We start from the raw sequence: 24,684 nt of genomic DNA, 5'->3' as shown, positions 1-24,684 counted from the left end.
TTAAATATTATTGGGGAATAATATGTGGGAACTTGTGAAAGCGGGTGGTTGGTTAATGCTGCCCCTCATTCTCTCATCAATTTTTACGGTTGCGATTACACTTGAACGATATATTCGTTTAAAACGGTCACAAGTTTTGCCGCAAACTTTACTTGTTAATGGTTCGGATGTTGAATCGGTGATTGCTCGTTTACAACAAGATGATGCAGCAAAAAGCCCACTAGGTCGTATTTTAAAAGCGGGTTATGAACATCAAGATCAAGGCGAACAGTTTGCGCGTGCTCAGATGGAAGCAACTGCTTCACAAGAAATCAGTCATCTCGAAAAAAATATCAATTTCTTAGGCACTTTGAGTGCAATCGCACCTTTATTGGGGTTGCTTGGAACGGTACTTGGGATTATTGAATCATTTTTGGTGATTGATGTTGGTTCTGCTGGTAATGCCAGTATGATGATGCCTGGTATTTCTAAAGCCTTGATTACAACCGCTGTCGGGATGTTGATTGCGATTCCTGCAATGATTGCTTATCGCTATTTCCAGCGAGTTGTGCATGAATATATTGCTGAATTAGAGCAACAATCGACTTTGTTTCATGCTGCGCTTTTTTATAAAAAAGCAGCACATGTACAAGAACACCGTCGTGCAAGTTAAGCCGAGGTGTTCGTATGAAGTTTAAGCGCTCTCAAGTTGAAGATATTCATATCAATTTGACACCAATGATTGACTGTATGTTATTTATTTTGGTGTTTTTATTATTATCGACGACATTTAGTCAACAAAGTCGTATAAACCTGACATTGCCAGATGCGCAGGGTGTTCCACCTAAACAATTCGATCACAAAATTGAAATCATGGTAGACTCCACAGGGCATTATTCTGTGAATGGTCAAGCCTTATCAAGTAAGGATATTGCGGATTTAAGCACGGCAATTAAGCAGGTTGCTCAAGATCGTCGTGATTTTATGTTTATTATTGCGGCTGATGCCAAAGCTGCGCATCAAGACGTAATTCGTGTGATGGATGTTGCAGGTCAACTCGGTTTTGTTAACGTCAATATCAGCACTAAAGTTCCAACGAGAGGTTTTACTGAGTGAATCAGGATTTTAAGGTATATGTCCGTTTAGTATCGTATTTAAAATCTTATTGGGGCGTTGCCTTATTAGTCTTGCTTGGCTTTGGAATCAACGCGGCGACGGAGGTTTCTGTCGCAAAGTTGCTGAAATACATTATTGATGCCATTCAAGAAGGTAGTCGTACCAACTTGGATTGGTTTCCAGCCCTGATTGTTTTACTGATGTTTTTCCGTGGTGTCGGCCTATTCCTCGGTGGATATTTTTCCGCTGTTATTTCACGTAGTTTGGTGTTTAGTATCCGTCAGGAAGTCTATGCAAAACTGTTAAGACTCCCAGCTCAATACTATCTTGATAATAGTGCAGGTCACATCAGTGCAAAGTTGATGTATAACGTGGAGCAGTTAACAGCTGCTTCTTCTGAATCTTTGCAGACACTGATCAAAGATGGTTTGATTGTTATCGGTCTATTAGGCTATCTCCTTTATACCAACTGGCGTTTAACCCTTTGTATCGTGGTTTTCATGCCATTTATTGGGATATTGGTCAGAATCGCATCGAAGAAAATGCGGAAACTGTCGATCCAAGTACAAAATACCATGGGTGATGTGAACCATGTGGTTCAAGAAACTATTACCGCTAACTCAGTTGTGAAGAGCTTTACTGGTGAGGCGTTTGAACAAAAACGTTTTTATAAGTCTTCAGAAGAAAACTTACGCCGTGGTTTGAAAATGGTGGTGGTGCAAAATATTAATAGCCCAATCATTCAGCTGTTATTATCAATGGCGATGGCAATCATTCTTTGGTTGGCGTTGCGTCCACAAGTATTTGGAGATACCTCAGCGGGTGAGTTTATTTCATTCATTACCGCAGCGGGCTTGATTTCTAAACCAGTGAAGAACCTGACTGATATCAATGAAAAACTTCAACGTGGTCTGGCAGCAGCGCATTCGGTCTTTGAACTATTGGATATGCCTGAAGAAGTCAATAATGGTCAACTTAAGCCTGTGTTGAAAGGTAATATTCAGTTTGATCATGCAAACTTGCGTTATGATGATGGCACCCATGCGATTAAAGACTTCTCTTTGGATATTAAGGCAGGTCAAACTGTTGCACTGGTCGGACGTTCGGGGGCAGGGAAAACCTCATTGGTCAACATGCTGCCACGCTTTCAAGAGTTAAGCGAAGGGCAAATCTATTTTGATGGTATTCCTGTTCAAGAGATTGAATTGGCTTATTTGCGCTCACAAATTGCAACAGTGAATCAGCAAGTGGTGTTATTTAACCGTTCAGTACGAGATAACATTGCTTATGGTCAGTTACAAGATTCAAGTGATGAGCAAGTGATTGCCGCTGCTAAAGCTGCTTATGCACATGACTTTATTATGAACTTGCCACAAGGCTACGACACGATTCTAGGTGCCCAAGGCTTAAATCTATCAGGTGGCCAGCGCCAACGTATTGCCATTGCAAGAGCAATTTTAAAAGATTCTCCGATTTTAATTTTAGATGAAGCAACAAGTGCGCTTGATAATGAGTCGGAATACTTTATTCAACAAGCATTTGATAAAGCAATGCAAGACCGTACCACGATCGTCATCGCACACCGCTTATCTACAGTTGAAAATGCAGATGTCATTGTGGTGATGGATAAAGGTCAGATTATTGAGCAAGGTACTCATGCTGAGCTACTGGCAAAACATGGCATGTACTATCAGCTTCACCAACGCAATTTTGAGGAAAACTAAGTATGTCGATGGCGCAACGAATACAGGATGCTTGGAATGAACAAGCTTCGTGGTTGGTGGTGTTGCGCCCACTGTCTTGGTTATACCGATTTGGTTTTTGTGCCAATCAAGCCTTGTATAAACACGGAATTAAATCCGTTTATACAGCACCCGTACCTGTCATGGTGATTGGTAATATTACTGTTGGCGGTAGTGGTAAAACACCATTGTTGATTCAGCTGGTCAAATATTTACAACAACATAATGTACGAGTGGGTGTTATTAGTCGAGGTTATGGCGGCGAAGGTCCATTTCCGCTTTTGGTGACTCAACAATCTGAGCCCGATGCTGCAGGTGATGAGCCTTGTCTTATTGTCCAATCTACCCAAGTGCCAATGGCGGTTGGGCCGAATCGACAAGCTTCGATCGAGTTGTTACTCGAAAATGAGCAGCTGGATCTCATTATTAGTGATGATGGCTTGCAACATTGGGCCTTGGCACGTCAGCTTGAATGGATTGTATTAGATCAAAATCGAGGCTTAGGTAATGAAAAATTATTACCAGAAGGCTATCTACGTGAGCCTAAATCACGCTTAAATGGTAGTACTGTCATTGAGCATAGCAAAACTGCACAAGCACAAAGAAGTATGCATTTGGCGGTTGGTCAGCCTTATCTTTTAAATGCAAATACAGATACAAATTGGTTTGATCCCAATCAATATTTCAATGCCGTTGTTGGAATTGGTTTTCCGCAGCGCTTTTATCAAACATTAGCATCTTTGGCTGTACAACAATATCAGGCACATGAATTTCCAGATCACCATGATTATGAAATTGATGATTTAATATTTGGAAATCATGATGCCATTATTACTACTGAAAAAGATGCAGTAAAGTTTAAAACTTTATTAAAGCAACATCCTGAATTTAGCACGCCGATTTGGGTGGTTCCTGTTGAGGCTGTTTTATCATCCGATTGTTATGACTTGCTGAAACAACAATTACAGCAAGTGGGTATTCAATTTTCTTAGAGAGCGACCATGAAACATATTGTCATTCCAGCTCGTTTTGCCAGTTCTCGTTTGCCAGCAAAACCTTTATTACTCATTCATGGCCGTCCAATGATTTTGCGTGTGGTCGATCAAGCAAAAAAAGTTGCTGGTTTTGATGATCTGTGTGTCGCTACGGATGATGAGCGCATCGCAGAGGTATGTCGAGCGGAAGGGATTGATGTGGTGATGACCCGTGCAGAACATCCTTCAGGTACCGATCGTTTAAGCGAGGTCGCACGTCTGAAAGGATGGTCACAAGATGATATTATTGTCAATGTACAAGGTGATGAGCCATTGCTGCCTGCACAATTGGTTCAGCAGGTGAGCCAGCTTTTAGTTGAAAATCCGCAATGTTCAATGTCTACGCTGTGTGAACCGATCCATCAGTTAGATGAGTTTCAGCGAGATAGTATTGTCAAAGTAGTGATGAGTAAGCGTAATGAGGCGCTGTATTTTAGTCGAGCAACCATTCCGTATGATCGCGATGGTGCGAAACAGGCTGAACCAACATTGCATGATCAAGCTTTTCGTCATTTAGGTTTATATGCCTATCGTGTGAAATTGCTACAAGACTATGTCACTTGGGAACAAGGTCATCTCGAAAAGTTGGAAAGTTTAGAGCAACTCCGTGTGCTTGAAAACGGTCATCGTATTGCCATCGCGGTAGCAGAAGCCAATTTACCGCCAGGGGTTGATACTCAGGCAGATTTAGACCGTTTAAATATCTTGCCTTTGAGTGCGTTTGAATAATTATGGTCGATACTCAATCTACAGTGATTTATCCTTGGCATGCTCAGACATGGGAGTTATTAACAACTCGCTTTCCTGAACTTGGGCATGGTCTTTTATTTTACGGAAAGAAAGGTTGTGCCAAGAAAGAGTTTGCAGAGCGATTTGTGGCTTGGGTGCTGTGTTTAAATAAGCAGACACAACGGGCATGTGGTGAGTGTACCAGTTGTCAATGGTTGAAGTCCGATACGCACCCAAACTATGTGCATATCACCACGGATGAAGACAATAAAAAGCAAAATGCAAAGATTAAAATTGAAAAAATCCGGGACCTACTTCCGTTTGTTCAGCAAACAGGAGAAGGTTGGCGTGTAGTGGTTATTGAGCCCGCTGAAGCATTGAATACCGCCTCAGCCAATGCACTGCTCAAGACCTTGGAAGAGCCTGGTGAGAAGGTTGTGTTGATCCTATTGGCTGACCATTACCTAAAACTGCCAGCAACGATTCGAAGTCGATTACAGCACTTTGCATTAGATCGCTTGACGATTCAGGATGCACAAACATTTGTACAGCAACAAATTCCAGAAATCTCGAATGAACAAATATCATTATTGCTGAGTCTTGCCAATGATATGCCATTGACGGCTATTGAGATAGAAAAGAGTGCGTGGTTGCAGAAACGTGCATTATTCTTGAATGATTGGTTTAAATTAGTTGCTGAAAAGAATATGCCTTTAAACTATTCAAATAAGTGGTCTAAAGAATTAAATTTCTCTGAATTGATCACCATGTTTGAATATCTTTTAGGGGATTTGATTAGTTTAAAGCTGAATCAATCATTAAAGAATGATGATTTGGACTTTAAACCACTTGCCGAGTTCTACAGTTTAGAGGCACTTTTTACTATTTATTCTGACTTACAGCAGAAAAAGTTAATGATTGAGCAAAATGTACAAACCCAACTGGTATTGGATGAATTGTTTATTCAATTGATGAATGTTACTTAAGTAGATTTTAAAAATATTTTAATTAAATTTATAGGCTTAACCCTTTGAAGCAATCAGGAGGGTGGGTTTTTATCATGTTTATGTAAAGTTTGTATATAAATTGTTCAGCGCTCTTCAAACCTTATTAAAAGTATATAAAATGTGAGTTACTTCACAATAATATTAAAAAATAAGGAATATAGAGATGAAAATAACATTTATCGCGATTGCTTTATCATTTGCAATGATACCTAATATTGCAATGGCTGAACCGAAATTTGTATCCAATATTAATGGCTCCTCATTTGCGATTAATGCTTCAAACGCAGGTTCTCAAGCATATGAATGTGTATATAGCTATTCTTTCAATCATGCCAGAGGTGTGGTAGCGAGTCAGTTCAGTGGTAAATTTTATATTGAAGCTGGGGTGAGTAATATTTCCGTGATTTCAAGAAATACAGATCAAATGATTAGCACATTGGATTTTGATTATAAATGTACTGAAAAATAGTCATTCATGAATTGAATACCGAGTAAAAGAAACCGCTTAGAAGAGCGGTTTTTTTTATGGGAAAAATTTGCCTTACATCGAATGTTAAAAATTCACATATATAATTAAATATGTTATTTTTTCACATGGCGTTTTGCTAGGTATGCTAGGGAATTTAGATATGCACATAAAAACACTTTTCGTCGCTTTAAGCTTTTTGTCATTGAGTGCTTGCCAGACATTGGATTCAGCAATGTCTGCAACGGATGGAATTTTAAATAAAACTGGAGATATCCTAAGTGGAGACTTTCGTGGTTTAGGCCCTGCAAAGAAAGCAACACTTTCTGAAATCTGGAGAGATTGGCAACAAAATGAAATTACTGCAAAACGAAAATGGGATGCTCAGCGTCTTGAAGTACCAGGAATCATTACTCGTATTACTAAAACGGGTGAAGTGATTTCTCAAAACCAGATTGCGATTATTTTTAAAGATCCAAGTAATAGCAAGTGTAAAGGGCAAGGTCTGACTCGCGATGATTTAAAAGTAAATACAGACAAAATTAGCAGTCTAAAAGTCGGTGATCGAATTACCGTGACGGGTGTGCTTGGTACCACTGAATCGAAATGGGCAACACAAGGTGAATGTTGGTTCTCATTTGATAAAGCTGAAATTGTAAAAGCAGCTAAGTAATGATTTGATTGGGATAGTAAGTCGGCCTTACTATCTCAATCTACCTGAATGATTTATGGGTTTAACATATTTTTATCATCTTCACTTCTTGCAGAAATAGGCGTGTGATAAACCAGTTTTAATTGGTTGTTGTTGAGGAGGTAGAATTTTTTAGCATAGATATCCGTTCCATTCATCTGGACGGAACCATGAGTGACCAATAATAAGCTATTGAGTTGGACATCAATTAATTTTCTCCAGTTTCACCACCGAATACTTTGAGAATTTTTCCTGTTCTTTTACTGATTAAAGTCAGGCTGAAACACATAGCACAACAACCCCAACCAACTGCGACATATTCTCCTGCATAGTCCGGTTTTTGTTTCAGCCCTTCTGATAATCGTGTTCTAAACAAACGAGCATCAGCATCATTCATGTCTAATATTGCAGTGGGTCCCTTATAAATCTGCACTGGATAATCGGTGAATTTGGGTTGTTTGTCCAAAGTCTTCGCATAGAGCATGGATGGACTTAATAGATAAGCACTACATCAGATGATTAGGTTTATTCCTTTCATTCTAAACTCCCTTTGATCTGCCTTTTTATGTTTTAATTGAATAGGTTCAGTCAGTTTTTGATGAATTGTCATCTAGTTTTAAACAATCCTTTCTAGAATGCATGGCTTGTTTAAATAAAGCGCAGATTGATTGCTTTGTTCGGGTTTTATTTAAACATTATTTGTTGTTTGTTCGATTGTTTTCTATAATCAAGTTATAAATCGAGTATAGATTTTTTATTAGACGGTCACCAATGAGAATTCTCTAAAATTATGTATGACTAGTAATATTTTTAGATTTATCAATGGTATAAAATTATTAATATGTTAATGAATTCAGTTTTGACAGGGGAATGTTATGCAACCACAAATGATGGGCGGAATTATACAGGTCAATATTCCAGATAAAACCACATTACAATCCAGCTATATGCCTTTTGTTGTGGGTGGTGGTTTGTTCGTACCGACGAAACAAGCCGTTAAAATGGGGCAAGAGGTGTTTGTATTGGCAACGTTGCCTGAGCAATCCCAAAAGATTCCTTTGACCGGAAAAGTGATCTGGATTTCACATAAACAGACGCATTTTAAACCACAAGGCTTTGCGATCCAGCTTGTGGGTGAGAAAGGTGTGTATTATAAAAACGAAGCTGAAAAATTATTAGCGGGTATGAAAGGCTTGGATCGTCCAAGTTATACGATGTAGTTGTAAAGAAAATAGGAAGAAAGAGTGTTTGTTGATACGCATTGCCATTTAACCATGTTAGATCTAAGTCCTTATCAAGGGGATTTGGATCAAGCACTTGAACAAGCTCGACTTGCAGGTGTATCTAAGTTCATGGGGATTTCAGTTGATCTTGATGATCATGTTAAATTGGCTGAAATTGCTGCTCGACATGAAGATGTGGGCTATTCAGTGGGTGTCCATCCTTGTGAAGACGAGCATATCATGGCGCGTGCAACAACGGATTATCTGGTGCAACTCGCCCAGTCAGACAAAGTCTGGGCCCTAGGGGAAACGGGTTTAGATTATTACCACAGCACTGATTTTGTTGCTGAGCAAAAACGTTGTTTTGCACGTCATATTGAAGCATCGAAAATTGTTAAAAAGCCAGTGGTGGTGCATACCCGAGCAGCGAAACACGATACTGTAGATATCATTCGGGCAGAACAATCTACACATGGTATTCTGCATTGCTTTACCGAGGACTGGGAAACGGCAAAAGCAGTTCTGGATTGTGGGTATTACATTTCCTTCTCTGGGATTGTCTCTTTTAAAAATGCGCAAGACTTACGTGATGTTGCGAAGCAGGTACCACTTGATCGTTTGTTGATTGAAACGGATAGCCCTTATTTAGCGCCTGTGCCGTATCGGGGTAAAACCAATGAACCGAAATACGTTCCTTTTGTAGCAAAAGCATTAAGTGATGTATATGATAAATCGGTTGAAGAGATTGGCATGATTACAACACAAAATTTTGAGAATCTCTTAAATTTGAAATAAACGGTTTTTGATGTACTAGGAAAGAGAGTTATTACGTGAAAATGGATCGTCAGGCTCAGTTTAGAGCACGAGAAGTATTAATTTTTCAAATCGCGGAGCAACTCCTATTAGAAAATGGCGAAGCTGGTATGACGCTGGATGCCTTGGCAGCTGAGCTAGATCTCGCCAAAGGTACGCTATATAAGCATTTTCAAAGTAAAGATGAATTGTATATGCTGCTGATTATCCGTAATGAGCGTATGTTATTGGAAATGATTCAGGATACGGAAAAGGCTTTTCCTGAACATTTAGCATTCTTTATGCTGCATCATTTACATCACCCAGAACGTACAGCATTATTTCACCAAATTGAAGAACGTCTTTCGACAACGGGTCAGGGCATTCAATTGCTTTTTAGTGAGTTGTATAAAGTACGCCGACAGCGCTTACGTATCATCATTCGTATGACCGAAAGTTACTTATTGGGTATCAATAGCACGATGACCACACGTGATTATCTCGCGTCAATTTGGTCGTTGACCTACGGTGCAGCGGTTATTTTGAATTCGAGTTTCTATCAACGCTATTTAGGTTCTCGAGATACCTTGCGTGTTGCCTATATTGAGCAGGCTTTAGCATTACCTAAGCTGCTCGAACCTGTTCTCCCATAGTTGAAACGATAATGAGATCACCACTGCATTCGCAAAAAGCCTTTACTCTGATTGAGATCATGGTGGTGATTGTTATTATGACCATCATGGCATCTTTGGTGGTGTTAAATATTGGTGGGGTCGATCAACGCCGAGCGATGCAATCTAGAGAAATGTTTATTCTGGATCTAAAAAAAATAAATAAAGAAGCAACAGATCAGGCCAAAGTTTTTGCTCTAAATACTCAGAATGCCACAGATGTTGCGCCGTTTAGTTATAACTTGTTTGAATACCATGATCAGAGTCGTGAGAAGATTCAGCAGGCAGACCGTACTTGGCAACTGTATAAAGAGTTTAAAACTCGCCAATTACCCGATCATGTGTCTTTTAGTATTCAAAGTCTGGATACAGCTACTTATAACAAAGCAAAAAATGAAGACTTGTTGGGGGGTAAAGCGCCTCAATTGATTTGGTTTGGGAATGGTGAAGTGAAACCAGTTCGAATTCAGTTCTATTATGAGCAAAAACCAATTGGCCATGAGTTGCAGTTAGATCACTTGGGTAAAATTGATGAAAGTTAGATATTTTGGAAATCGCGCTTCATCGTGTACTCGAAGCATAGCTTCTCGCCTTGCGACACGATCGAACCTTGCTCGATTTAATTGTGTCTCAGGATTTACCCTACTCGAAGTGATGGTGGCTTTAGCGATCTTTGCTGTAGCAGCAATTGCCCTAACTAAAGTTGCGATGCAGTACACGCAGTCAACTTCAAATGCGATTTTAAGAACCAAAGCACAATTTGTCGCAATGAATGAAGTGGCGATGATGGAAATCAATCAGGAATGGCTGGATGGAACACAATCCAAGCAAGTAACTTCTCAAGGTGAAACCTGGCAAATTGATAAAAAGGCCCAATCGACGATTAGTCCGAAAATCCAACGTATCGAGTTGCAAATCAGCTTATTTAATAGTGAACAAGGTAAGGTCGAGGCGGGTGTTACCAATCTTGTGTTCTTTAACTATCCTGCAAAGGCGAGAACACAATGAAATATAATGCTGGGCATCGCTTTTCGCCTCACTCAGGTTTTACTTTGGTTGAATTATTGGTTGCAATTGCGATTTTTGCAGTGCTTTCGATGCTGGGGTGGAAGGTCTTTGATTATCTATTAAAAGTAAAAGATCGAAATGCTGAGCATGAAATGCATCTATTTGCCTTGCAAGATGCATATCAACAAGTGTTAAGAGATAGTTTGCAGATTATTCCATTGACAGCAAATGATGGAAGGCAGTTACAGGCAGCTATTGTATTGAGTAATCAAAGTTTTTCATTTAGTAAGGCAGGTGTTTCTGATCCATTGAAGCAGGGACTATCACCTTATGAGCGTATTGAATATAGATATGATTCTGCACAGAAGAAAGTGTATCGATTGAAATACTCAAATCTCAATATCCCGAATCGTGTGCAACCAATCTCAAGTACATTGTTGGAAAATGTAGATCAGTTTAAAGTGCTGGTTTTAAACCCGCAGGAATTGACGCAGTGGCCTGAGAATAGTGACACGAGCAATATTACTGAACTTAAAAAATTACCGCTAGGCATAAAAATTCAGTTAACTGTTGCAGGTACGGACTATGAATGGATCTATAGTTTGTTGAATACACAGGCGTATTTGCAGTCAATAGGAAGTTCAAGTGGTGCGGGTGGGGGCACAAATTCACCTAATAATAAAGATGGATCAAATTCATCTAATCCTACTCAGCTTCCAACACAATGAGCAAGAGGCATATCCAGTGATTAGAAAAGCTCAAAGTTATGGAGTTGCTCAGCGTGGCATTGCATTATTAACCATTCTGGTCATGGTTGCTTTAGCAACGATTTTGGCCGCGACCATTGCCAAACGCCAGACCAATACCTCTGAAAATACTGGGTATTTGATGCGCCAAGATCAATCTTTACTGTATGCAAAAAGTGCTGAAGCTTTTTTTTCTGAGTTGCTTATCCAAGACAGCGATAATGGTGGCACGATTGATCATTTACAGGAGAACTGGGCGAAACCTATGCCACCGTTCCCAGTAGAGGATGGTTTTGTTTCTGGGCGTTTATTGGATGAATCTGGGAAATTTAATCTTAATAATTTGGTTAAGGCAGACGGCACTCAAGTTGATGATTCGGCTCGACGTTGGTTTGAAAAATTGTTGCAGCGAGTTGGTTTACCAGCTGAACTTAGTCAAGCTGTGATTGACTGGCAAGATGTTAATGATGAGACAACAGGTGCAATGGGTGCTGAGAGTAATTACTATCAAGGTTTAGACCCTGCATATTTAGCGCCAAATACTAAGTTTCACAGTGTAGATGAACTGAAACTGGTGAAAGGGTTTGAAGGTAAAAACTACGATTTAATTAAACCCTATGTCACAGCACTGCCCGAACAGACTAAAGTAAATATGAATACAGCACCTGCATTATTGCTCGCCAGTATTGATCCGAAAGTTGATGTTAAAGCGGTAGAGCAGGAACTGAAAACCAAACAAGCCAATTTGACTTATTTCAATAATGTTGAAGATTTATGGAGGTTAAGTGCTTTTTCTGGAATAGATGAGCAAAGCAAAACTGATGCTGCGACTTTCCTTGACAGTAAATCAAATTATTTCACTGCTCAAATTGAAGTTGTTTTAAGCGAACGGAAAAGGCAATTTACCAGCTCATTAGCACGAAAAGATAAGCAAGTATTTGTTTACTCTAGAAGTCTTTCGCCATTTGAGTAGTATTCTTTATTGAGTTATCAAATGGTGACAAGATTTAAAATCAATCCCAATGCTTGTTTTTTTGCTTTATAATAAAATTCGTTTGCAGATAAAAGATTAGCTTGGTGCATGTTAATTCGTAAATTGTTTAAGTTTGAAAATGCTCATATTGTACGTAACTGTACATCGGACCGTTGTAAGCGTTCGATTCATGGGCATAGTTATAAAGTTGAATTATTATTAAAAGCGTCAAAGTTAGATCATGGGCAAATGGTCTATGACTTCGGTCTGTTAAAAGGCGTCATCAAAGAGTTGTATGATAGTTTTGATCATGCAATTTGTTTTTGGCAGAAAGATGATCCTGCTTATATTGATGCATGTAAAACATTTAGCGCGCGTTGGATTGCGTTACCTGTTTCCCCATCAGCTGAACAGTTTTCGCGTATTTTCTTTTATCTTGCTCAGCAGGTATTGAACTCGACCACCACTCAAAATGGTGAGGGTGATGTTGAGGTTTACTCTGTTATTGTGCATGAAACGGATACTGGTTACGCGCAGAGTTTTCAAGAAGATATCGACAATGAGCAAATGGGTGTATTAAATTTGGATCAAATTGTTTTTTCAGAGCAAGTACAAGCTGAATGGAGTGATGTTCAGATGTATGAAAACCTGAAAAATGGAATCAAATTCCAAAATCCAAACGTAGAATTACAAGTTAATATTTGAGTGTGTTTTCACTCCAGTGAGTGAATTTATTTCAAGGAATGTGGATGCAATTTACTGAACAACAACAGGACAAACTAAGTAAAGTTCAGTTGGATGAGTCTTGGAAAATCTCACTTTCAGAGTTTCTATTGAGTCAAAAAATGGATAATTTGAGGGAGTTTTTGCAACAAGAGAAACTTGCAGAAAAAACCATTTATCCACCAAGTAAACAAATTTTTAATGCGCTGAATACGACACCACTCAGTGGTGTCAAAGTGGTGATTTTAGGGCAAGACCCGTATCATGGTCCAAACCAAGCCAATGGTTTGAGTTTTTCGGTACAAAAAGGGATTGCATTACCGCCGTCCTTGCGTAATATTTTTCATGAATTACATACGGACTTGGCAGTACCAGTTTCACGTCATGGCGACTTAAGTAAGTGGGCGGCACAAGGCGTACTCTTACTGAACAGTGTACTCACGGTAGAAGCAGGACAACCGACTTCACATCAAAAACAAGGGTGGGAAGAGTTCACAGATACCGTAATTGATGTATTAAATGAACAACGTGAACATATCGTGTTTATTTTGTGGGGTGCCTACGCACAGCGCAAAGGTCAACGTATTGATCGTAATAAACATCTGGTTCTAAGTGCAGCGCATCCATCACCGCTAGCTGCGAATCGTGGTGGTTTTTTTGGCTGTAAAGTATTTTCAAAAACAAATCATTATTTGAAACAACATGGCATTGAGCCTATAGACTGGCAATTGGACGCATAATGACTTCTCCTGATTTAAATAGCTATCATCCAGATTTAGTTATTGAACACGCAAAAAATGGTTGGCGAATCATTCGCCTAAATCGACCTAAATCCTTGCACGCCTTAGATGAATCAATCGTAAGTGCGCTACTTCAAGTGTTTGAAGATTTTCATGTTGATGAGACGGTTAAAGCGATTTGGTTTGACTCAACCACACCAAAAGCATTTTGTGCGGGCGGTGATGTTCGCAAGTTACGCCAATTGGTGATTAATCAGGAAGTAGATGCTGCCAATCAATTCTTTCAGCAGGAATATGCACTTGATTTACTGTTACATAACTACGCTAAACCAATCGTGGTTTGGGGAGAGGGTTATGTGATGGGTGGGGGGCTCGGTCTATTTATGGCTGCACCATTCCGCTTAGTTACGCCTTATTCACGTTTGGCAATGCCAGAAATTAATATCGGCTTATATCCTGATGTGGGAGCGAGTCGTTTCTTGGCTGATCGTGGGCAAATCGGTTTGTTTACAGGTTTGACAGGTTCAATTATGACGGCAGCTGGTGCGTTTAGCATCGGTTGGGCGACTCATATCTGCGAAGCGCAACGTGATAATATGCTTCAAAAAGTACTCAGTGTGGATTGGAATCATTACCCTGCTGGTGCATTTAGAGCGATTGACGATACCTTAAATAGCTTGCATCGCCCTGTGGCATCTGGGCCACTACAAAACTCGATTGATGTGATTCATAGCGTTTGTCGCGGTCAAAGTTTTGAATATGATTATCAGTCGATTATTGGTTTAAGTGACGCAAGTAGTGACTGGTTGCGTCAAGCCAGTGAAAACTTACAGAAAGGCTCGCCAAGCACGGCTGCAATCACATGGTTGTTATGGCAATGGGGCAAGCAAGGGCATGCATGGGATGAAGTGTTTGCATTGGAAGCACAGATTTCTGATTGGAAAATTCGTCATCCAGATTTTGTCGAAGGTGTACGTGCACGTTTGGTTGATAAAGACTTATCTCCAGAATGGCAGGCAACTGAGCAACTCAGCTTGAAAGGTATCTTGGGAGATTGTCCTCCTGTGACCAATATCGAAAGCTGGAATGCTTTATTAAAACAATACGGTGTCATTGCCTGATTGTTATGAGTTCTGAAAATTTTAATGATGAATTTTGGATGCAGCTTGCCTATGAGCAGGCTGCATTAGCAGCAGCGCAGGGTGAAATACCCGTCGGAGCAATTCTGGTCAGCAGTGGGCAAGTCATCGGTGCCGGATATAATGCGCCAATTAAATTGTCGGATCCAACAGCGCATGCAGAGATACAAGCTTTACGTGCGGCTTGTCAGTCTTTAAATAACTATCGCTTGCCCGACGATACAACACTTTATGTGACGCTTGAACCTTGTACCATGTGTGTGGGTGCATTAATTCATGCACGGATACAGCGCGTGGTTTTTGCCACTACCGAACCTAAAGCGGGTTCATTGGTGAGTGCTAGACAACTGCTAGATAGTGGCTATTACAACCATAAATTTGTCTTTGAACAAGGCTGTTTACAAGAACAATGCTCATTGCAATTGAGTGATTTTTTTAAGCAAAGAAGAAATGAAAAGAAGAAAATCCGTTCGTCAAAAACGTCCTTAAATGATTAAAAATGTCTTATGAGTTGTGGCAAACTAAGCCTCCGATGATTTTGGGTCACATCAAAAGGCGAACTTATGCGTAATGCAATCACCATAGAAAAAGAATTTAATGCTCCGATTTCCGAAGTTTTTGAGCTGTTGTCAAAACATGCCACTTACAATAAGGCGTTTGCACCTTTACAAGTTGTTCGCGTAAAGGATTCTGCTGATCCAAAACGACCTGATGGTGTAGGTTCGATTCGCCGTATGGGCTTTGGAGCGATTAAACCTTTACAAGAAGAAATCACTTTGTTGGAAGAAAATAAGCGTATTGAGTATAAGTTGATTAATAATCCTTTGGTGAAGCATCACTTGGGGCAAATTGATTTTAAAGAAATTACACCTTTTATAACTTTAGTAACTTATAAGATTGAATTTACAGCAAAAGCACCTTTAGTCAGTAAATTAGTTCTTGCACAACTCAAAGCAGCGATTACACTAGGGTTCTCAAAATTAGCCAAATCAGTTGCTTCATAAGAGATGGGAATGACAGTTCATATTATTACGATAGATGGTCCAAGCGGTTCGGGCAAAGGCACATTGGCTGCTAAAATTGCAGCACATTATCATTTTAATTTATTAGATTCTGGTGCCTTATATCGTTTACTCGGACTGTCATTGTTTCAGCGAGGCTTGTTGGATCAAATTGATGCGAACTTAGATCAATGCATTGAGTATGCGACTCATTTGGATATTGAATTTAAAACGACTGAAGCAGCGACACTTGTTTTTTTGGAGGGTGTAGATGTCACTAACACGATTCGAACGGAACAAGTGGGCGAGTATGCATCTAAAGTAGCAACTGTACCTGAATTAAGAAAGGCATTATTTTCGCGCCAACGAGCATTTATTCAAGCACCAGGATTGGTTGCAGATGGCCGTGACATGGCAACTTCTATTTTTCCAGAAGCCCAAGCGAAAATTTATTTAACCGCTTCGGCTGAGTCTCGGGCGGAGCGACGCGTAAAACAGTTGCAGGGTATGGGCCTTGATGCTAAAATAAGCGACATTTTATCTAACATACAGGCTAGAGATAAGCGAGATATGGAGCGTACAGTTGCTCCGCTCAAGCCAGCTGATGATGCGTATATCATTGATAGTTCTACAATAGGCATCGATGAAGTGTTTCAGTTAATGGTTGACTATATCAATAGCTGTATAAAATAGATACACAATTTTTTTATCAGTTGAAGCATTGCTTGATCAGATTTTTTGGACAATGTAACAACTTAACTAAACCGGCCTTGTCTGATCCAAGACCGCGGACTTTATCAGGTATATCATGACCGAATCTTTTGCAGCCCTCTTTGAAGAAAGTGAATTAAACCTCAACGTTGAAAAGGGTGCAGTCATCCAAGGTACTGTTGTTAGTATCGATTCTGACTGGGTTACTGTTGACACTGGCCTTAAATCTGAAGGCGTAGTTGACCGTGCTGAATTTTTAAATGAACAACGTGAACTTGAAGTTCAAGTTGGCGATACTGTTGACGTAGTTGTTGAAGCGCTTGACAACGGTATGGGTCAAACAGTTTTATCACGTGAAAAAGCGAAACGTGCTGAAACTTGGACTAAACTTGAGAAAATCTTTGAAGACGGCGAAATCGTTACTGGTGTTATCTCTGGTAAGGTTAAAGGCGGTTTCACTGTTGACATCGGTCCTGTACGTGCATTCTTACCGGGTTCTTTAGTTGACACTCGTCCTATCCGTGACACAACTCACCTTGAAGGTAAAGAGTTAGAGTTCAAAGTAATCAAACTTGATGCTAAACGTAACAACGTTGTTGTATCTCGTCGTGCAGTTATGGAAGCTGAATCTTCAGCTGACCGTGAAGCATTACTTGCTCAACTTGAAGAAGGTCAAACAGTTACAGGTACAATCAAGAACCTTACTGATTACGGCGCGTTCGTTGATCTTGGCGGTATTGATGGTCTTCTACATATCACAGATATGGCTTGGAAGCGTATCAAGCACCCTTCAGAAGTTGTTGAAGTTGGTCAAGAAGTTACAGTTAAAGTACTTAAGTTTGACCGCGAGCGTAACCGCGTATCTTTAGGCCTTAAGCAATTAGGCGAAGATCCATGGTTAGCGATCATGAGCCGTTACCCTAAAGGTTCTATCGTTAAAGCACGTGTAACTAACTTAACTGACTACGGTTGCTTTGCAGAAATCGCTGAAGGCGTTGAAGGCTTAGTACACGTTTCAGAAATGGACCACACAAACAAAAACATCCACCCATCTAAAGTTGTTCAGATTGGTGACGAAGTTGATGTTATGGTTCTTGAAGTTGACGAAGAACGTCGTCGTATTTCATTGGGTATCAAACAAACTCGTGCTAACCCATGGGAAGAGTTTGCTAAAGCAAATGAAAAAGGCGAAAAAGTTTCTGGTACGATCAAGTCAATCACTGACTTCGGTATCTTCATCGGTTTATCTGGTGGTATCGACGGTTTAGTACATTTATCTGACATTTCTTGGAACGAACAAGGCGAAGAAGCTATCCGTCGTTACAAGAAAGGTGACACAGTTGAAGCAGTTATCTTATCTGTAGATGCTGAAGGTAACCGTATCAGCCTTGGTATCAAGCAATTAAACAGCGATCCATTCAATGATTTCTTAGCTGCGAACGAGCGCGGTGCTTTAGTTAAAGGTACTGTAACTGCTGTTGATGCTAAAGGTGCTACAGTTAAATTAGCTGATGACATCGAAGCAACGCTTAAAGCTTCTGAAATCAACCGTGACCGCGTTGAAGATGCAACTAAATTCTTAGAAGTTGGCCAAGAAGTTGAAGCGAAGATCATCAACGTTGATCGCAAATCTCGCTCTATCAACTTGTCTATCAAAGCGAAAGACGAAGCTGAAGAGAAAGAAGCTGTAAACAATGCTCGTCAAGCTGCTGCAACTCAAACTGCAGAAAGCAATGGTCCTAAGACTATTGGTGACTTAATTAAAGCTCAAATGAAGTAATTTGTTAAAAAGTACGTTTCTTGTAACTGAGACGTACTTTTTTATACAAAAATACTGCAAACGGTAGCGTAGTAATCATGTACTGCGCTACCGTTTTGTATTTAAACAGGTTATTATTAAAAACATTGAAAAGTAGCAATAATTAAAGAGGTCATCAATGACTACTGAAGCACTTAATAAATCTGATTTAATTGAACGGATTGCACTTAAAAACCCACACTTGGCTGAACCTTTGGTTGAAGATGCAGTTAAGATTATGATTGATCAAATGATTGAAGCCCTTTCAAGCGGCGATCGTATTGAAATCCGTGGTTTTGGTAGTTTTGCATTACATCACCGTGAGCCACGTTTAGGTCGTAATCCTAAAACAGGTCGATCTGTAGATGTTGCAGCGAAAGCGGTCCCACACTTTAAACCTGGTAAAGCACTTCGTGATGCAGTAAACGAATCTGCTGAATAAGAATTGAGGTGTTTATGCGTTATGTATTAATTGCATTACTCGTTGCCATTTTTGGTTATTCACTCGCTTTGGTTCTTCAGAACCCAGCTGAGCTACAAGTGGATTTATTATTTACTCAAGTACCAGCCATGCGTTTAGGTCTACTACTTTTATTGACGCTTGCATTGGGTATTGTGGTGGGTTTATTACTGGGCGTTCAAGTTTTCCGAGTCTTTCAGACCAGTTGGGAAATTAAACGACTGCGTAAAGATATTGACTATCTTCGAAAAGAGCAGATTCAACTTGCACAACAAGCTGCCGCAGAAGCTGCTGCAAGTGTAAGACATGAAAAAACAGTGTTGGACATTAATCCTGAGAGTCAGACTCGTACACCACTGTAATTGAGAATATCGATCAAGTTATAAATCTGAGAAGAAGTTATAACTTGATTAAATAGCCCTTTATTTAAAGGGCTATTTTTTTGCGTTAAGGAACGCCGAGATATCTCAAAAATGCGGTAATCAGCATGGCAACTAGAATAACAACAATCAGTGAGTATTTTTTCCAAGCAAAAATAATCGCAACTGAAACCCCGATGATTTTGCTGATACCACTAAAATGAGTTTCAGTAAAAAGCGTATTGAATATGGCTAAAGTAAATAGAAGCACACAAGCAGAATCTGCGAGAAGTTGTTTGTGATGCTCTTTAAAGGACATACGATTGGCTAAATAAAATCCTGAATAACGTATCAGGTAAGTGCCAAAAGCGAGTAAAGCAATTCCAATAAAGATATAACTTTCACTATATTTCATTTTGATTTGCCTTTAAGTAATAAACCGAACATAGAAACTAAAACTGGTAACCCTATTGGTAATAAAGGAATAGAAGCTAAAGATAGGGAGCTACCTAAGAGCACACGATGTCGCGTGGTTTTGTTTTTTAGCATGGGGAGGATCAATGCAAACAGAATTGCAGGGAATGCCGCATCAAGACCAAAGACATAGATATCAGGAATATTTTTACTGAGTAGATAACCAATAAAGACACCGACTGGCCAAAGGATACAAATGCCCAACCCACACATCCAGTAAGCCCATTTTTTGGTCTGATCATCTTGTTGGCTCAGTCCAAACATGACGCTTTCATCATTCATAATATGACAAGCGATAAAGCGGTAAGCATTTTTTTCAATAAATGTTGCAACAGATAAGCCAAATGGTAGGTGGCGTAAATTGATTAATATGCCAGTCAAAGCTGCAAAAATAGGATTTGCTCCCGTTGCAATCATACCAATGAATGTAAATTCTGCAGCGCCAGCGAGTACTGTGAGTGATAACAGCAAAGGAATCCACATAGGTACAGCGAAGCTTGCGGCAACTGAGCCCAAAGAAATACCCACAATTCCTGTGGCAATTGAAATCAGTACGATGGCTTTGATTAGATTGAATTGTTCTTTATCTTGCATCATTTGTTTCTATACCGAACGAACGTACGTTATAATAGATTAATTTTATATCGTTCGTCAAAACGAACATTCGTTTTTTATGGTGCTATATGACTTTGCCAATTGAAATCGTTGCCAAGGGCTTGCAAAGAGAAAGACAGAAGTCTGGATTATCTTTAGCTGAAGTTGCTCGTCGAGCAGGCATTGCTAAATCGACTTTGTCACAACTAGAAGCGGCACAAGGTAATCCAAGTCTGGAAACTTTATGGGCCTTGTGTGTTGCTCTAGATATTCCATTTGCGAAATTGATGGAATCAAATATTGCGCAAACTCAAGTGATTCGTTTTGGTGAAGGACCATCAGTCAGTTCTGAAATCGCGCATTATCAAGCAATCTTACTAGCTAATTGTCCAACAGGCGCTAGGCGGGATGTATATATATTAACAACACAACCGGGTGAGCCACGTTGCAGCCAGCCACATCCGATTGGTAGTGTTGAACATATTATTATTATGAAAGGACGGGCAAAAGTGGGGTTGGTTGTAGAACCTATTTTGTTGAATGAAGGGGATTATATTTGCTATCCCGCAGATCAAGCACATATCTTTGAAGCTCTGGAAGTGGATACGAGAGCGATCTTAATATCAGAGCAAAGATAAAGATCATTTCATCATTTTGGAAAAGCTTTTTTGTATTATGATGACTTTCTTGCTTTGTTCATTCTACTAATCACTTTATAATTAGCCGATTTTTATGTGATGGAACTAGATTCGTGAGTATTATTGTTGCCCTAGACGCAAAAAGCCAATATGACGCCTTAACAATTGTAGATCAGCTTGATCCGTCACTTTGTCGTGTCAAAGTAGGCAAAGAGCTTTTTACTCATGAAGGTCCATCAATCGTGAAAAATTTACAAGACAAAGGTTTTGAAGTTTTTCTTGATTTAAAATTTCACGACATTCCAAATACAACGGCGCAAGCGGTGTGTGCTGCTGCAGACCTAGGGGTGTGGATGGTGAATGTGCATGCATCAGGTGGTCGTAAGATGATGGAAACCTGTGTAGAGCGCCTTAAAGCGGGCAATTATTCAACTCAATTGATCGCAGTAACAGTTCTTACCTCAATGGGTCGTGAAGACTTACGTGATCTAGGTTTGGATATCGAACCTGTTGAACATGTAAAGCGTTTAGCAAAACTTACTCAAGACAGCGGATTAGATGGTGTCGTGTGTTCGGCGCAAGAAGCCAAGATTCTCCGTGAAATGTTAGGGCAAGCGTTTGCATTGGTCACACCTGGAATTCGTCCTGAGGGTTCAAATGCAGATGACCAGAAACGTATCGTAACGCCAAAACAAGCAATGCAAGACGGTTCAACCCATTTAGTCATCGGTCGCCCAATTACCAAGGCTGAGAATCCAACTGAGATGTTGAAATCAATCTTGGCTTCAATCTGATAGAGTGCGATTTTAAAATTTCATACTTAGAAATAAGCTGATTAAGAGTGGTGCGAGAAGTGACAGGATCAATCCACTCATCATTGCATGTGGTACGTAATGTGTGCCACATGATTGTTTGACCATGGCAAGAGTCACATCCATTGACGTTGCACCGGCACTTGAAATCGCAGAGCGTGGAAAACGCCAGCCTAGACAATACATCAATAAAATCGCAAAAATTTCTCTAAATAAATCTGTTAATAAGGCAATGCCACCCAATTTTGCTGAATGCAATTCAGTAAATAAAATCCCTGACATTGAATACCAACCATAACCTTGGGCTAAGGCCATCACCTCGTTTAGCGTGTAATGATTGGATAAAATAAAATAGTTAAAGACCGCAGCTAAGCAGGAGCCGATAAAGGCCGCGATTGGCACAAGTAGAATTCTCCAACTCAACCAGCTACGATCAAATTGAGTGAAGGCCAGTTCGATGCCGATCAAAAAAATAAAGATCAGCAATAAATACCAACTATTAAAGTTGATTGCTAAACCTGCGCTATTGACCATGACTCCTAATAGAATACCAACGCCCAAAGCCAAAAACGCTTTGGCAATATTCTTGAGCGCGTTTAGAAACAGGTGTAAGGAAATTTTTCCTTGTACACTTTGGCGATCAATTAGTTTGTAGGTGATTAAGCAAATAAAGAATGAACCAATCGAAGTGGTAAATGCGATCAGTAACGCTGGCGGTAGAATAGCAGTAGGATTTTGAACGTGATTTAAGGCTTGAGTCAGCTCAAATGCCACACTAATCAGCAAAATATAAGAAAAATAGGGCAGTATTTTAAATACGAATTGTTTAATTGTTTGCGATAAATGTGGCCCGACAAAATAGCCTAAGCTAATGCAGACAAAAATCTGGAAGATTAAAACAAGAGAGGTCATACAATCAGAGCGTTTATAGTGCTGATTTATTATGCAGGGAAATCTGATACTTGGATAGATTTATATATCACTTGATATAGAATGTTATGCGATAAAAGTGCATTTAAACACATCAGAAGTATCTAACGTGGTTGATTCACTTCATTGTTGTCATGCAGCTATGAATATTATGTTGGCTGAAATATACTTTTGTAAGAAATAGAGGTAAATGATTTGTGACAGCAGCTAAGATTCAAAAATTTGCCTTGGAGCGTTTTGCAAAACAAGGCTTTGCAGCAACATCCTTAAATGAAATTGCGACTGATGTTGGAATTAAAAAGCCTTCAATTTATGCACATTTTAAAAATAAAGATGAACTGTATCTGAGCTTGATTCCAATCATGATTGATGAAGAGTTGGGACACGCTAAAACCGTCTTGCAAGGTGGTATGGGCATTCAGCAGCAATTACATGCTTACTTTATGAGTATCGAACAGCGCTTTGACGCTTCTTATGGAGTTCAGTTCTGGATGAATGCTTTGATTAGTCCACCTGTGCATTTATATGATCAGGTGATTGAGCCGATGCATGTTTTTATGGCTGAATTGGAACAGGTATTTTTACAGGCAATACAACAGTCGGTCTTGAAAGAAAATAAGCACCAACTGGATAGTTTGGTCTTGGCTCGAGTGTGTATGAGCTTTGTCGATGCATTACAAAGTGAGTTGATCTACGGAGGTCGAGATAAGTTCAGGCTTCGACTGGATGCCATTCTAAAAACATTAGATGTTCTGATCAGTCCTTAATTGTAGTCAATTACTGATCAGAACACGATATTTATTATTCTGTTTTCATTGTCGGTAAAGTGTCACTTTGTCTAAGTGCTGCATAAACACATAAGCCCAGTGCAATCATTCCGCAAAGGAATAGACTGGCCGGGAGTAGACTGATGTTAATTTCAAACAAGCTCACGATAAAGCCAATCAGCGAAGCAAAAGCATATTGTAATAAACCCATCAATGATGAGGCTGCACCGGTTAAATGTTGAGGGCTTTGTTGCATAGTCAGTGCAGTCAAATTACCAAAAATAAAACCTGTAGACCAAATACTAAGCCCCAGAAGAACAATGTATTGCCATAAGTTTAAGTGATAGAAAGTGACACTGAGCATTAGAATGAAGCTTGCACCACTAAATATACACATGCCCAGTACCAGTAATTGCTGCGCTGTCCATCGTTTTAATAACAGGATTGAAACTTGCCCAAGAATAATCAAGCCCACAGCATTAGCTGCAAATAGGCCGCTAAAACTTTCATTATGAATATGATAATGCTGGATAAAAATAAATGGTGATTGGCTCAAATAAACAAAGAAACCACCTAAGATAAAACCACCTGCCAAGGTGTAAGCCATAAAGCCTTTATTTAGAGCAAGCGTTTGATAATTTGTTCGGATCGCAGAAAATTGCAGCGGCTGACGATACTGAGGCTTCAGGGTTTCTGGGATGGCGTGATTACCCCATAACCAGAGAATGGCTCCTAGTACAGCCAAAGTATAGAAAATCAAATGCCAAGAGCCAATCCGCAGGATGAGGCTTCCAAACAAGGGCGCAATGATGGGTATAATCATCATCACTTGCATCAAAATGGAAAAGTTTTTGGCACTGGTTTTGGCATCGCAGACATCTGAAATAATTGCTCTTGGAACAACTAGACCTGCTGATGCGCCTATTGCTTGTAAGAAACGAGCAGCCAGTAACCACTCAATTGTTGGTGCGATGGCTGCCAATATTGATCCTAAGATAAAAACAGCAATTCCGATCAGTAATGGATTACGGCGACCAAAGCGGTCAAGTAAGGGGCCATAGATTCCTTGACCAATGGCCAGTCCAATAAGAAATACAGACAAAGTGAGTTGTATATGACCTGGCGTGGTTGCAAAACTTTCTGCAAGCAGTGGAAATGCCGGCAAATAAATATCAATCGCCAATGCATCTAAGGCGGTAAAAAGGGAGAGCAACAGCAACAAAGACCAACTGATCTTTGAGATGGGGGTAGCAGCGTTCATGTTTTGTGTACTCTATCGAGGGGAACAATATTTATTTTAACTACCTAACGGTAGGTAGTTAAAATATTAGCATGATTATTTATGTCTTGCATAGAGAAGA

General features: G+C 39.8%; 32 protein-coding genes. 27 read left to right on the top strand and 5 right to left on the bottom strand.

All coding sequences use genetic code 11. The features are described from left to right. Positions 1–22 precede the first annotated feature (22 nt). The 8 genes from F896_RS08780 to F896_RS08815 all read left to right on the top strand — a co-directional run bounded on the left by F896_RS08780 (position 23) and on the right by F896_RS08815 (position 6,746). A complete protein-coding gene (locus F896_RS08780; protein ID WP_016163903.1) occupies positions 23–652 on the top strand; it encodes a MotA/TolQ/ExbB proton channel family protein in 630 nt (209 codons plus the stop codon). Between the two features lie 14 nt (positions 653–666). Further along, a complete protein-coding gene (locus F896_RS08785) occupies positions 667–1,095 on the top strand; it encodes an ExbD/TolR family protein (RefSeq protein ID WP_004806616.1) in 429 nt (142 codons plus the stop codon). After that, positions 1,092–2,819, top strand: a complete 1,728-nt coding sequence (gene msbA / locus F896_RS08790) for a lipid A export permease/ATP-binding protein MsbA (RefSeq protein ID WP_016163902.1) — start codon at positions 1,092–1,094, stop codon at positions 2,817–2,819. The genes F896_RS08785 and msbA overlap by 4 nt, the downstream gene beginning before the upstream one ends. A 2-nt stretch (positions 2,820–2,821) precedes the next feature. Next, entirely contained in the window at positions 2,822–3,829 is a 1,008-nt protein-coding gene (gene lpxK / locus F896_RS08795; protein WP_016163901.1) for a tetraacyldisaccharide 4'-kinase, read from the top strand. Positions 3,830–3,838: 9 nt separating this feature from the next. Continuing rightward, on the top strand, positions 3,839–4,600 hold the full coding sequence (kdsB, locus tag F896_RS08800) for a 3-deoxy-manno-octulosonate cytidylyltransferase (RefSeq protein WP_016163900.1): 762 nt from the start codon (positions 3,839–3,841) through the stop codon (positions 4,598–4,600). Between the two features lie 2 nt (positions 4,601–4,602). Continuing rightward, positions 4,603–5,586: a DNA polymerase III, delta' subunit gene (locus F896_RS08805; protein WP_016163899.1), complete on the top strand. Its 984-nt coding sequence runs from the start codon at positions 4,603–4,605 to the stop codon at positions 5,584–5,586. Between the two features lie 184 nt (positions 5,587–5,770). Then, a complete protein-coding gene (locus tag F896_RS08810) occupies positions 5,771–6,076 on the top strand; it encodes a hypothetical protein (RefSeq protein WP_016163898.1) in 306 nt (101 codons plus the stop codon). Between the two features lie 160 nt (positions 6,077–6,236). Further along, the gene (locus tag F896_RS08815; protein WP_032882234.1) at positions 6,237–6,746 is read left to right on the top strand and encodes a lipoprotein; all 510 of its coding nucleotides are present in this window, start codon (positions 6,237–6,239) and stop codon (positions 6,744–6,746) included. A gap of 226 nt (positions 6,747–6,972) precedes the next feature. Here F896_RS08815 and F896_RS21255 read toward each other — a convergent pair whose 3' ends face one another. Further along, entirely contained in the window at positions 6,973–7,161 is a 189-nt protein-coding gene (locus F896_RS21255) for a hypothetical protein (protein WP_228130611.1), read from the bottom strand. 478 nt (positions 7,162–7,639) lie between these two features. Here F896_RS21255 and F896_RS08820 point away from each other — a divergent pair, with 478 nt between their 5' ends. The 16 genes from F896_RS08820 (at position 7,640) to F896_RS08895 (ending at position 19,111) form a co-directional block, all read left to right on the top strand. After that, positions 7,640–7,984 carry a PilZ domain-containing protein gene (locus tag F896_RS08820; protein WP_004806631.1) on the top strand — a complete coding sequence of 115 codons (345 nt, stop codon included), beginning with the start codon at positions 7,640–7,642 and terminating at the stop codon, positions 7,982–7,984. A 24-nt stretch (positions 7,985–8,008) separates the two neighbouring features. After that, positions 8,009–8,782, top strand: a complete 774-nt coding sequence (locus F896_RS08825) for a TatD family hydrolase (RefSeq protein ID WP_016163895.1) — start codon at positions 8,009–8,011, stop codon at positions 8,780–8,782. A gap of 41 nt (positions 8,783–8,823) precedes the next feature. Next, on the top strand, positions 8,824–9,432 hold the full coding sequence (locus F896_RS08830) for a TetR/AcrR family transcriptional regulator (RefSeq protein WP_017401929.1): 609 nt from the start codon (positions 8,824–8,826) through the stop codon (positions 9,430–9,432). An 11-nt stretch (positions 9,433–9,443) separates the two neighbouring features. Further along, the gene (locus F896_RS08835; protein ID WP_016163894.1) at positions 9,444–9,992 is read left to right on the top strand and encodes a pilus assembly FimT family protein; all 549 of its coding nucleotides are present in this window, start codon (positions 9,444–9,446) and stop codon (positions 9,990–9,992) included. Then, the gene (gene gspI, locus F896_RS08840; protein WP_081402380.1) at positions 9,982–10,458 is read left to right on the top strand and encodes a type II secretion system minor pseudopilin GspI; all 477 of its coding nucleotides are present in this window, start codon (positions 9,982–9,984) and stop codon (positions 10,456–10,458) included. Before F896_RS08835 ends, gspI begins: the two co-directional genes overlap by 11 nt. Continuing rightward, the gene (gspJ, locus tag F896_RS08845; protein ID WP_016163892.1) at positions 10,455–11,186 is read left to right on the top strand and encodes a type II secretion system minor pseudopilin GspJ; all 732 of its coding nucleotides are present in this window, start codon (positions 10,455–10,457) and stop codon (positions 11,184–11,186) included. Before gspI ends, gspJ begins: the two co-directional genes overlap by 4 nt. Next, a complete protein-coding gene (gspK, locus tag F896_RS08850; RefSeq protein ID WP_016163891.1) occupies positions 11,143–12,177 on the top strand; it encodes a type II secretion system minor pseudopilin GspK in 1,035 nt (344 codons plus the stop codon). Before gspJ ends, gspK begins: the two co-directional genes overlap by 44 nt. A 108-nt stretch (positions 12,178–12,285) precedes the next feature. Then, positions 12,286–12,882, top strand: a complete 597-nt coding sequence (locus tag F896_RS08855) for a 6-pyruvoyl trahydropterin synthase family protein (RefSeq protein WP_016163890.1) — start codon at positions 12,286–12,288, stop codon at positions 12,880–12,882. Positions 12,883–12,926: 44 nt separating this feature from the next. Further along, positions 12,927–13,640, top strand: a complete 714-nt coding sequence (ung, locus tag F896_RS08860) for a uracil-DNA glycosylase (protein WP_016163889.1) — start codon at positions 12,927–12,929, stop codon at positions 13,638–13,640. Continuing rightward, a complete protein-coding gene (locus F896_RS08865; RefSeq protein WP_171061051.1) occupies positions 13,637–14,761 on the top strand; it encodes an enoyl-CoA hydratase/isomerase family protein in 1,125 nt (374 codons plus the stop codon). The genes ung and F896_RS08865 overlap by 4 nt, the downstream gene beginning before the upstream one ends. A gap of 5 nt (positions 14,762–14,766) precedes the next feature. Then, positions 14,767–15,276, top strand: a complete 510-nt coding sequence (tadA, locus tag F896_RS08870; protein ID WP_016163888.1) for a tRNA adenosine(34) deaminase TadA — start codon at positions 14,767–14,769, stop codon at positions 15,274–15,276. Positions 15,277–15,342: 66 nt separating this feature from the next. Beyond that, positions 15,343–15,783 (top strand): SRPBCC family protein, encoded by a 441-nt coding sequence (locus F896_RS08875; protein WP_016163887.1) that lies wholly within the window; start codon positions 15,343–15,345, stop codon positions 15,781–15,783. Positions 15,784–15,792: 9 nt separating this feature from the next. Then, complete coding sequence (gene cmk, locus F896_RS08880) at positions 15,793–16,473, top strand: (d)CMP kinase (RefSeq protein WP_016163886.1); 681 nt, start codon at positions 15,793–15,795, stop codon at positions 16,471–16,473. A 115-nt stretch (positions 16,474–16,588) separates the two neighbouring features. Further along, a complete protein-coding gene (gene rpsA / locus F896_RS08885) occupies positions 16,589–18,271 on the top strand; it encodes a 30S ribosomal protein S1 (RefSeq protein WP_004806660.1) in 1,683 nt (560 codons plus the stop codon). Positions 18,272–18,428: 157 nt separating this feature from the next. Then, complete coding sequence (locus F896_RS08890) at positions 18,429–18,731, top strand: integration host factor subunit beta (protein WP_004806663.1); 303 nt, start codon at positions 18,429–18,431, stop codon at positions 18,729–18,731. A gap of 14 nt (positions 18,732–18,745) precedes the next feature. After that, on the top strand, positions 18,746–19,111 hold the full coding sequence (locus F896_RS08895; protein ID WP_016163885.1) for a lipopolysaccharide assembly protein LapA domain-containing protein: 366 nt from the start codon (positions 18,746–18,748) through the stop codon (positions 19,109–19,111). An 85-nt stretch (positions 19,112–19,196) separates the two neighbouring features. Here the strand turns inward: F896_RS08895 and F896_RS08900 are convergent, their stop codons facing one another. Next, entirely contained in the window at positions 19,197–19,523 is a 327-nt protein-coding gene (locus F896_RS08900) for an AzlD domain-containing protein (RefSeq protein ID WP_016163884.1), read from the bottom strand. Further along, positions 19,520–20,176, bottom strand: a complete 657-nt coding sequence (locus F896_RS08905; protein WP_032882230.1) for an AzlC family ABC transporter permease — start codon at positions 20,174–20,176, stop codon at positions 19,520–19,522. Before F896_RS08905 ends, F896_RS08900 begins: the two co-directional genes overlap by 4 nt. A gap of 89 nt (positions 20,177–20,265) precedes the next feature. On the opposite strand from F896_RS08905, the gene F896_RS08910 reads away from it, so the two are divergent. Together F896_RS08910 and pyrF are read left to right on the top strand one after the other, a co-directional pair. Then, positions 20,266–20,814, top strand: coding sequence for a helix-turn-helix domain-containing protein (locus F896_RS08910; RefSeq protein WP_016163882.1), 549 nt, complete (start codon positions 20,266–20,268; stop codon positions 20,812–20,814). Between the two features lie 113 nt (positions 20,815–20,927). Next, positions 20,928–21,608 carry an orotidine-5'-phosphate decarboxylase gene (gene pyrF / locus F896_RS08915; protein ID WP_016163881.1) on the top strand — a complete coding sequence of 227 codons (681 nt, stop codon included), beginning with the start codon at positions 20,928–20,930 and terminating at the stop codon, positions 21,606–21,608. A gap of 12 nt (positions 21,609–21,620) precedes the next feature. Here pyrF and F896_RS08920 read toward each other — a convergent pair whose 3' ends face one another. Beyond that, positions 21,621–22,538, bottom strand: a complete 918-nt coding sequence (locus tag F896_RS08920; RefSeq protein WP_016163880.1) for a LysO family transporter — start codon at positions 22,536–22,538, stop codon at positions 21,621–21,623. Between the two features lie 215 nt (positions 22,539–22,753). Here F896_RS08920 and F896_RS08925 point away from each other — a divergent pair, with 215 nt between their 5' ends. After that, positions 22,754–23,323, top strand: a complete 570-nt coding sequence (locus F896_RS08925; protein ID WP_016163879.1) for a TetR/AcrR family transcriptional regulator — start codon at positions 22,754–22,756, stop codon at positions 23,321–23,323. 34 nt (positions 23,324–23,357) lie between these two features. On the opposite strand, the gene F896_RS08930 is transcribed toward F896_RS08925, so the two are convergent. Next, positions 23,358–24,584, bottom strand: coding sequence for a multidrug effflux MFS transporter (locus F896_RS08930; protein ID WP_016163878.1), 1,227 nt, complete (start codon positions 24,582–24,584; stop codon positions 23,358–23,360). Positions 24,585–24,684 lie beyond the last annotated feature (100 nt).

Source organism: Acinetobacter genomosp. 15BJ, assembly GCF_000400715.1.
Taxonomy (GTDB): Bacteria; Pseudomonadota; Gammaproteobacteria; order Pseudomonadales; family Moraxellaceae; genus Acinetobacter.
The sequence above is the reverse complement of the archived record's forward strand: the minus strand, read 5'-3'. Positions and strand labels throughout refer to the sequence as shown.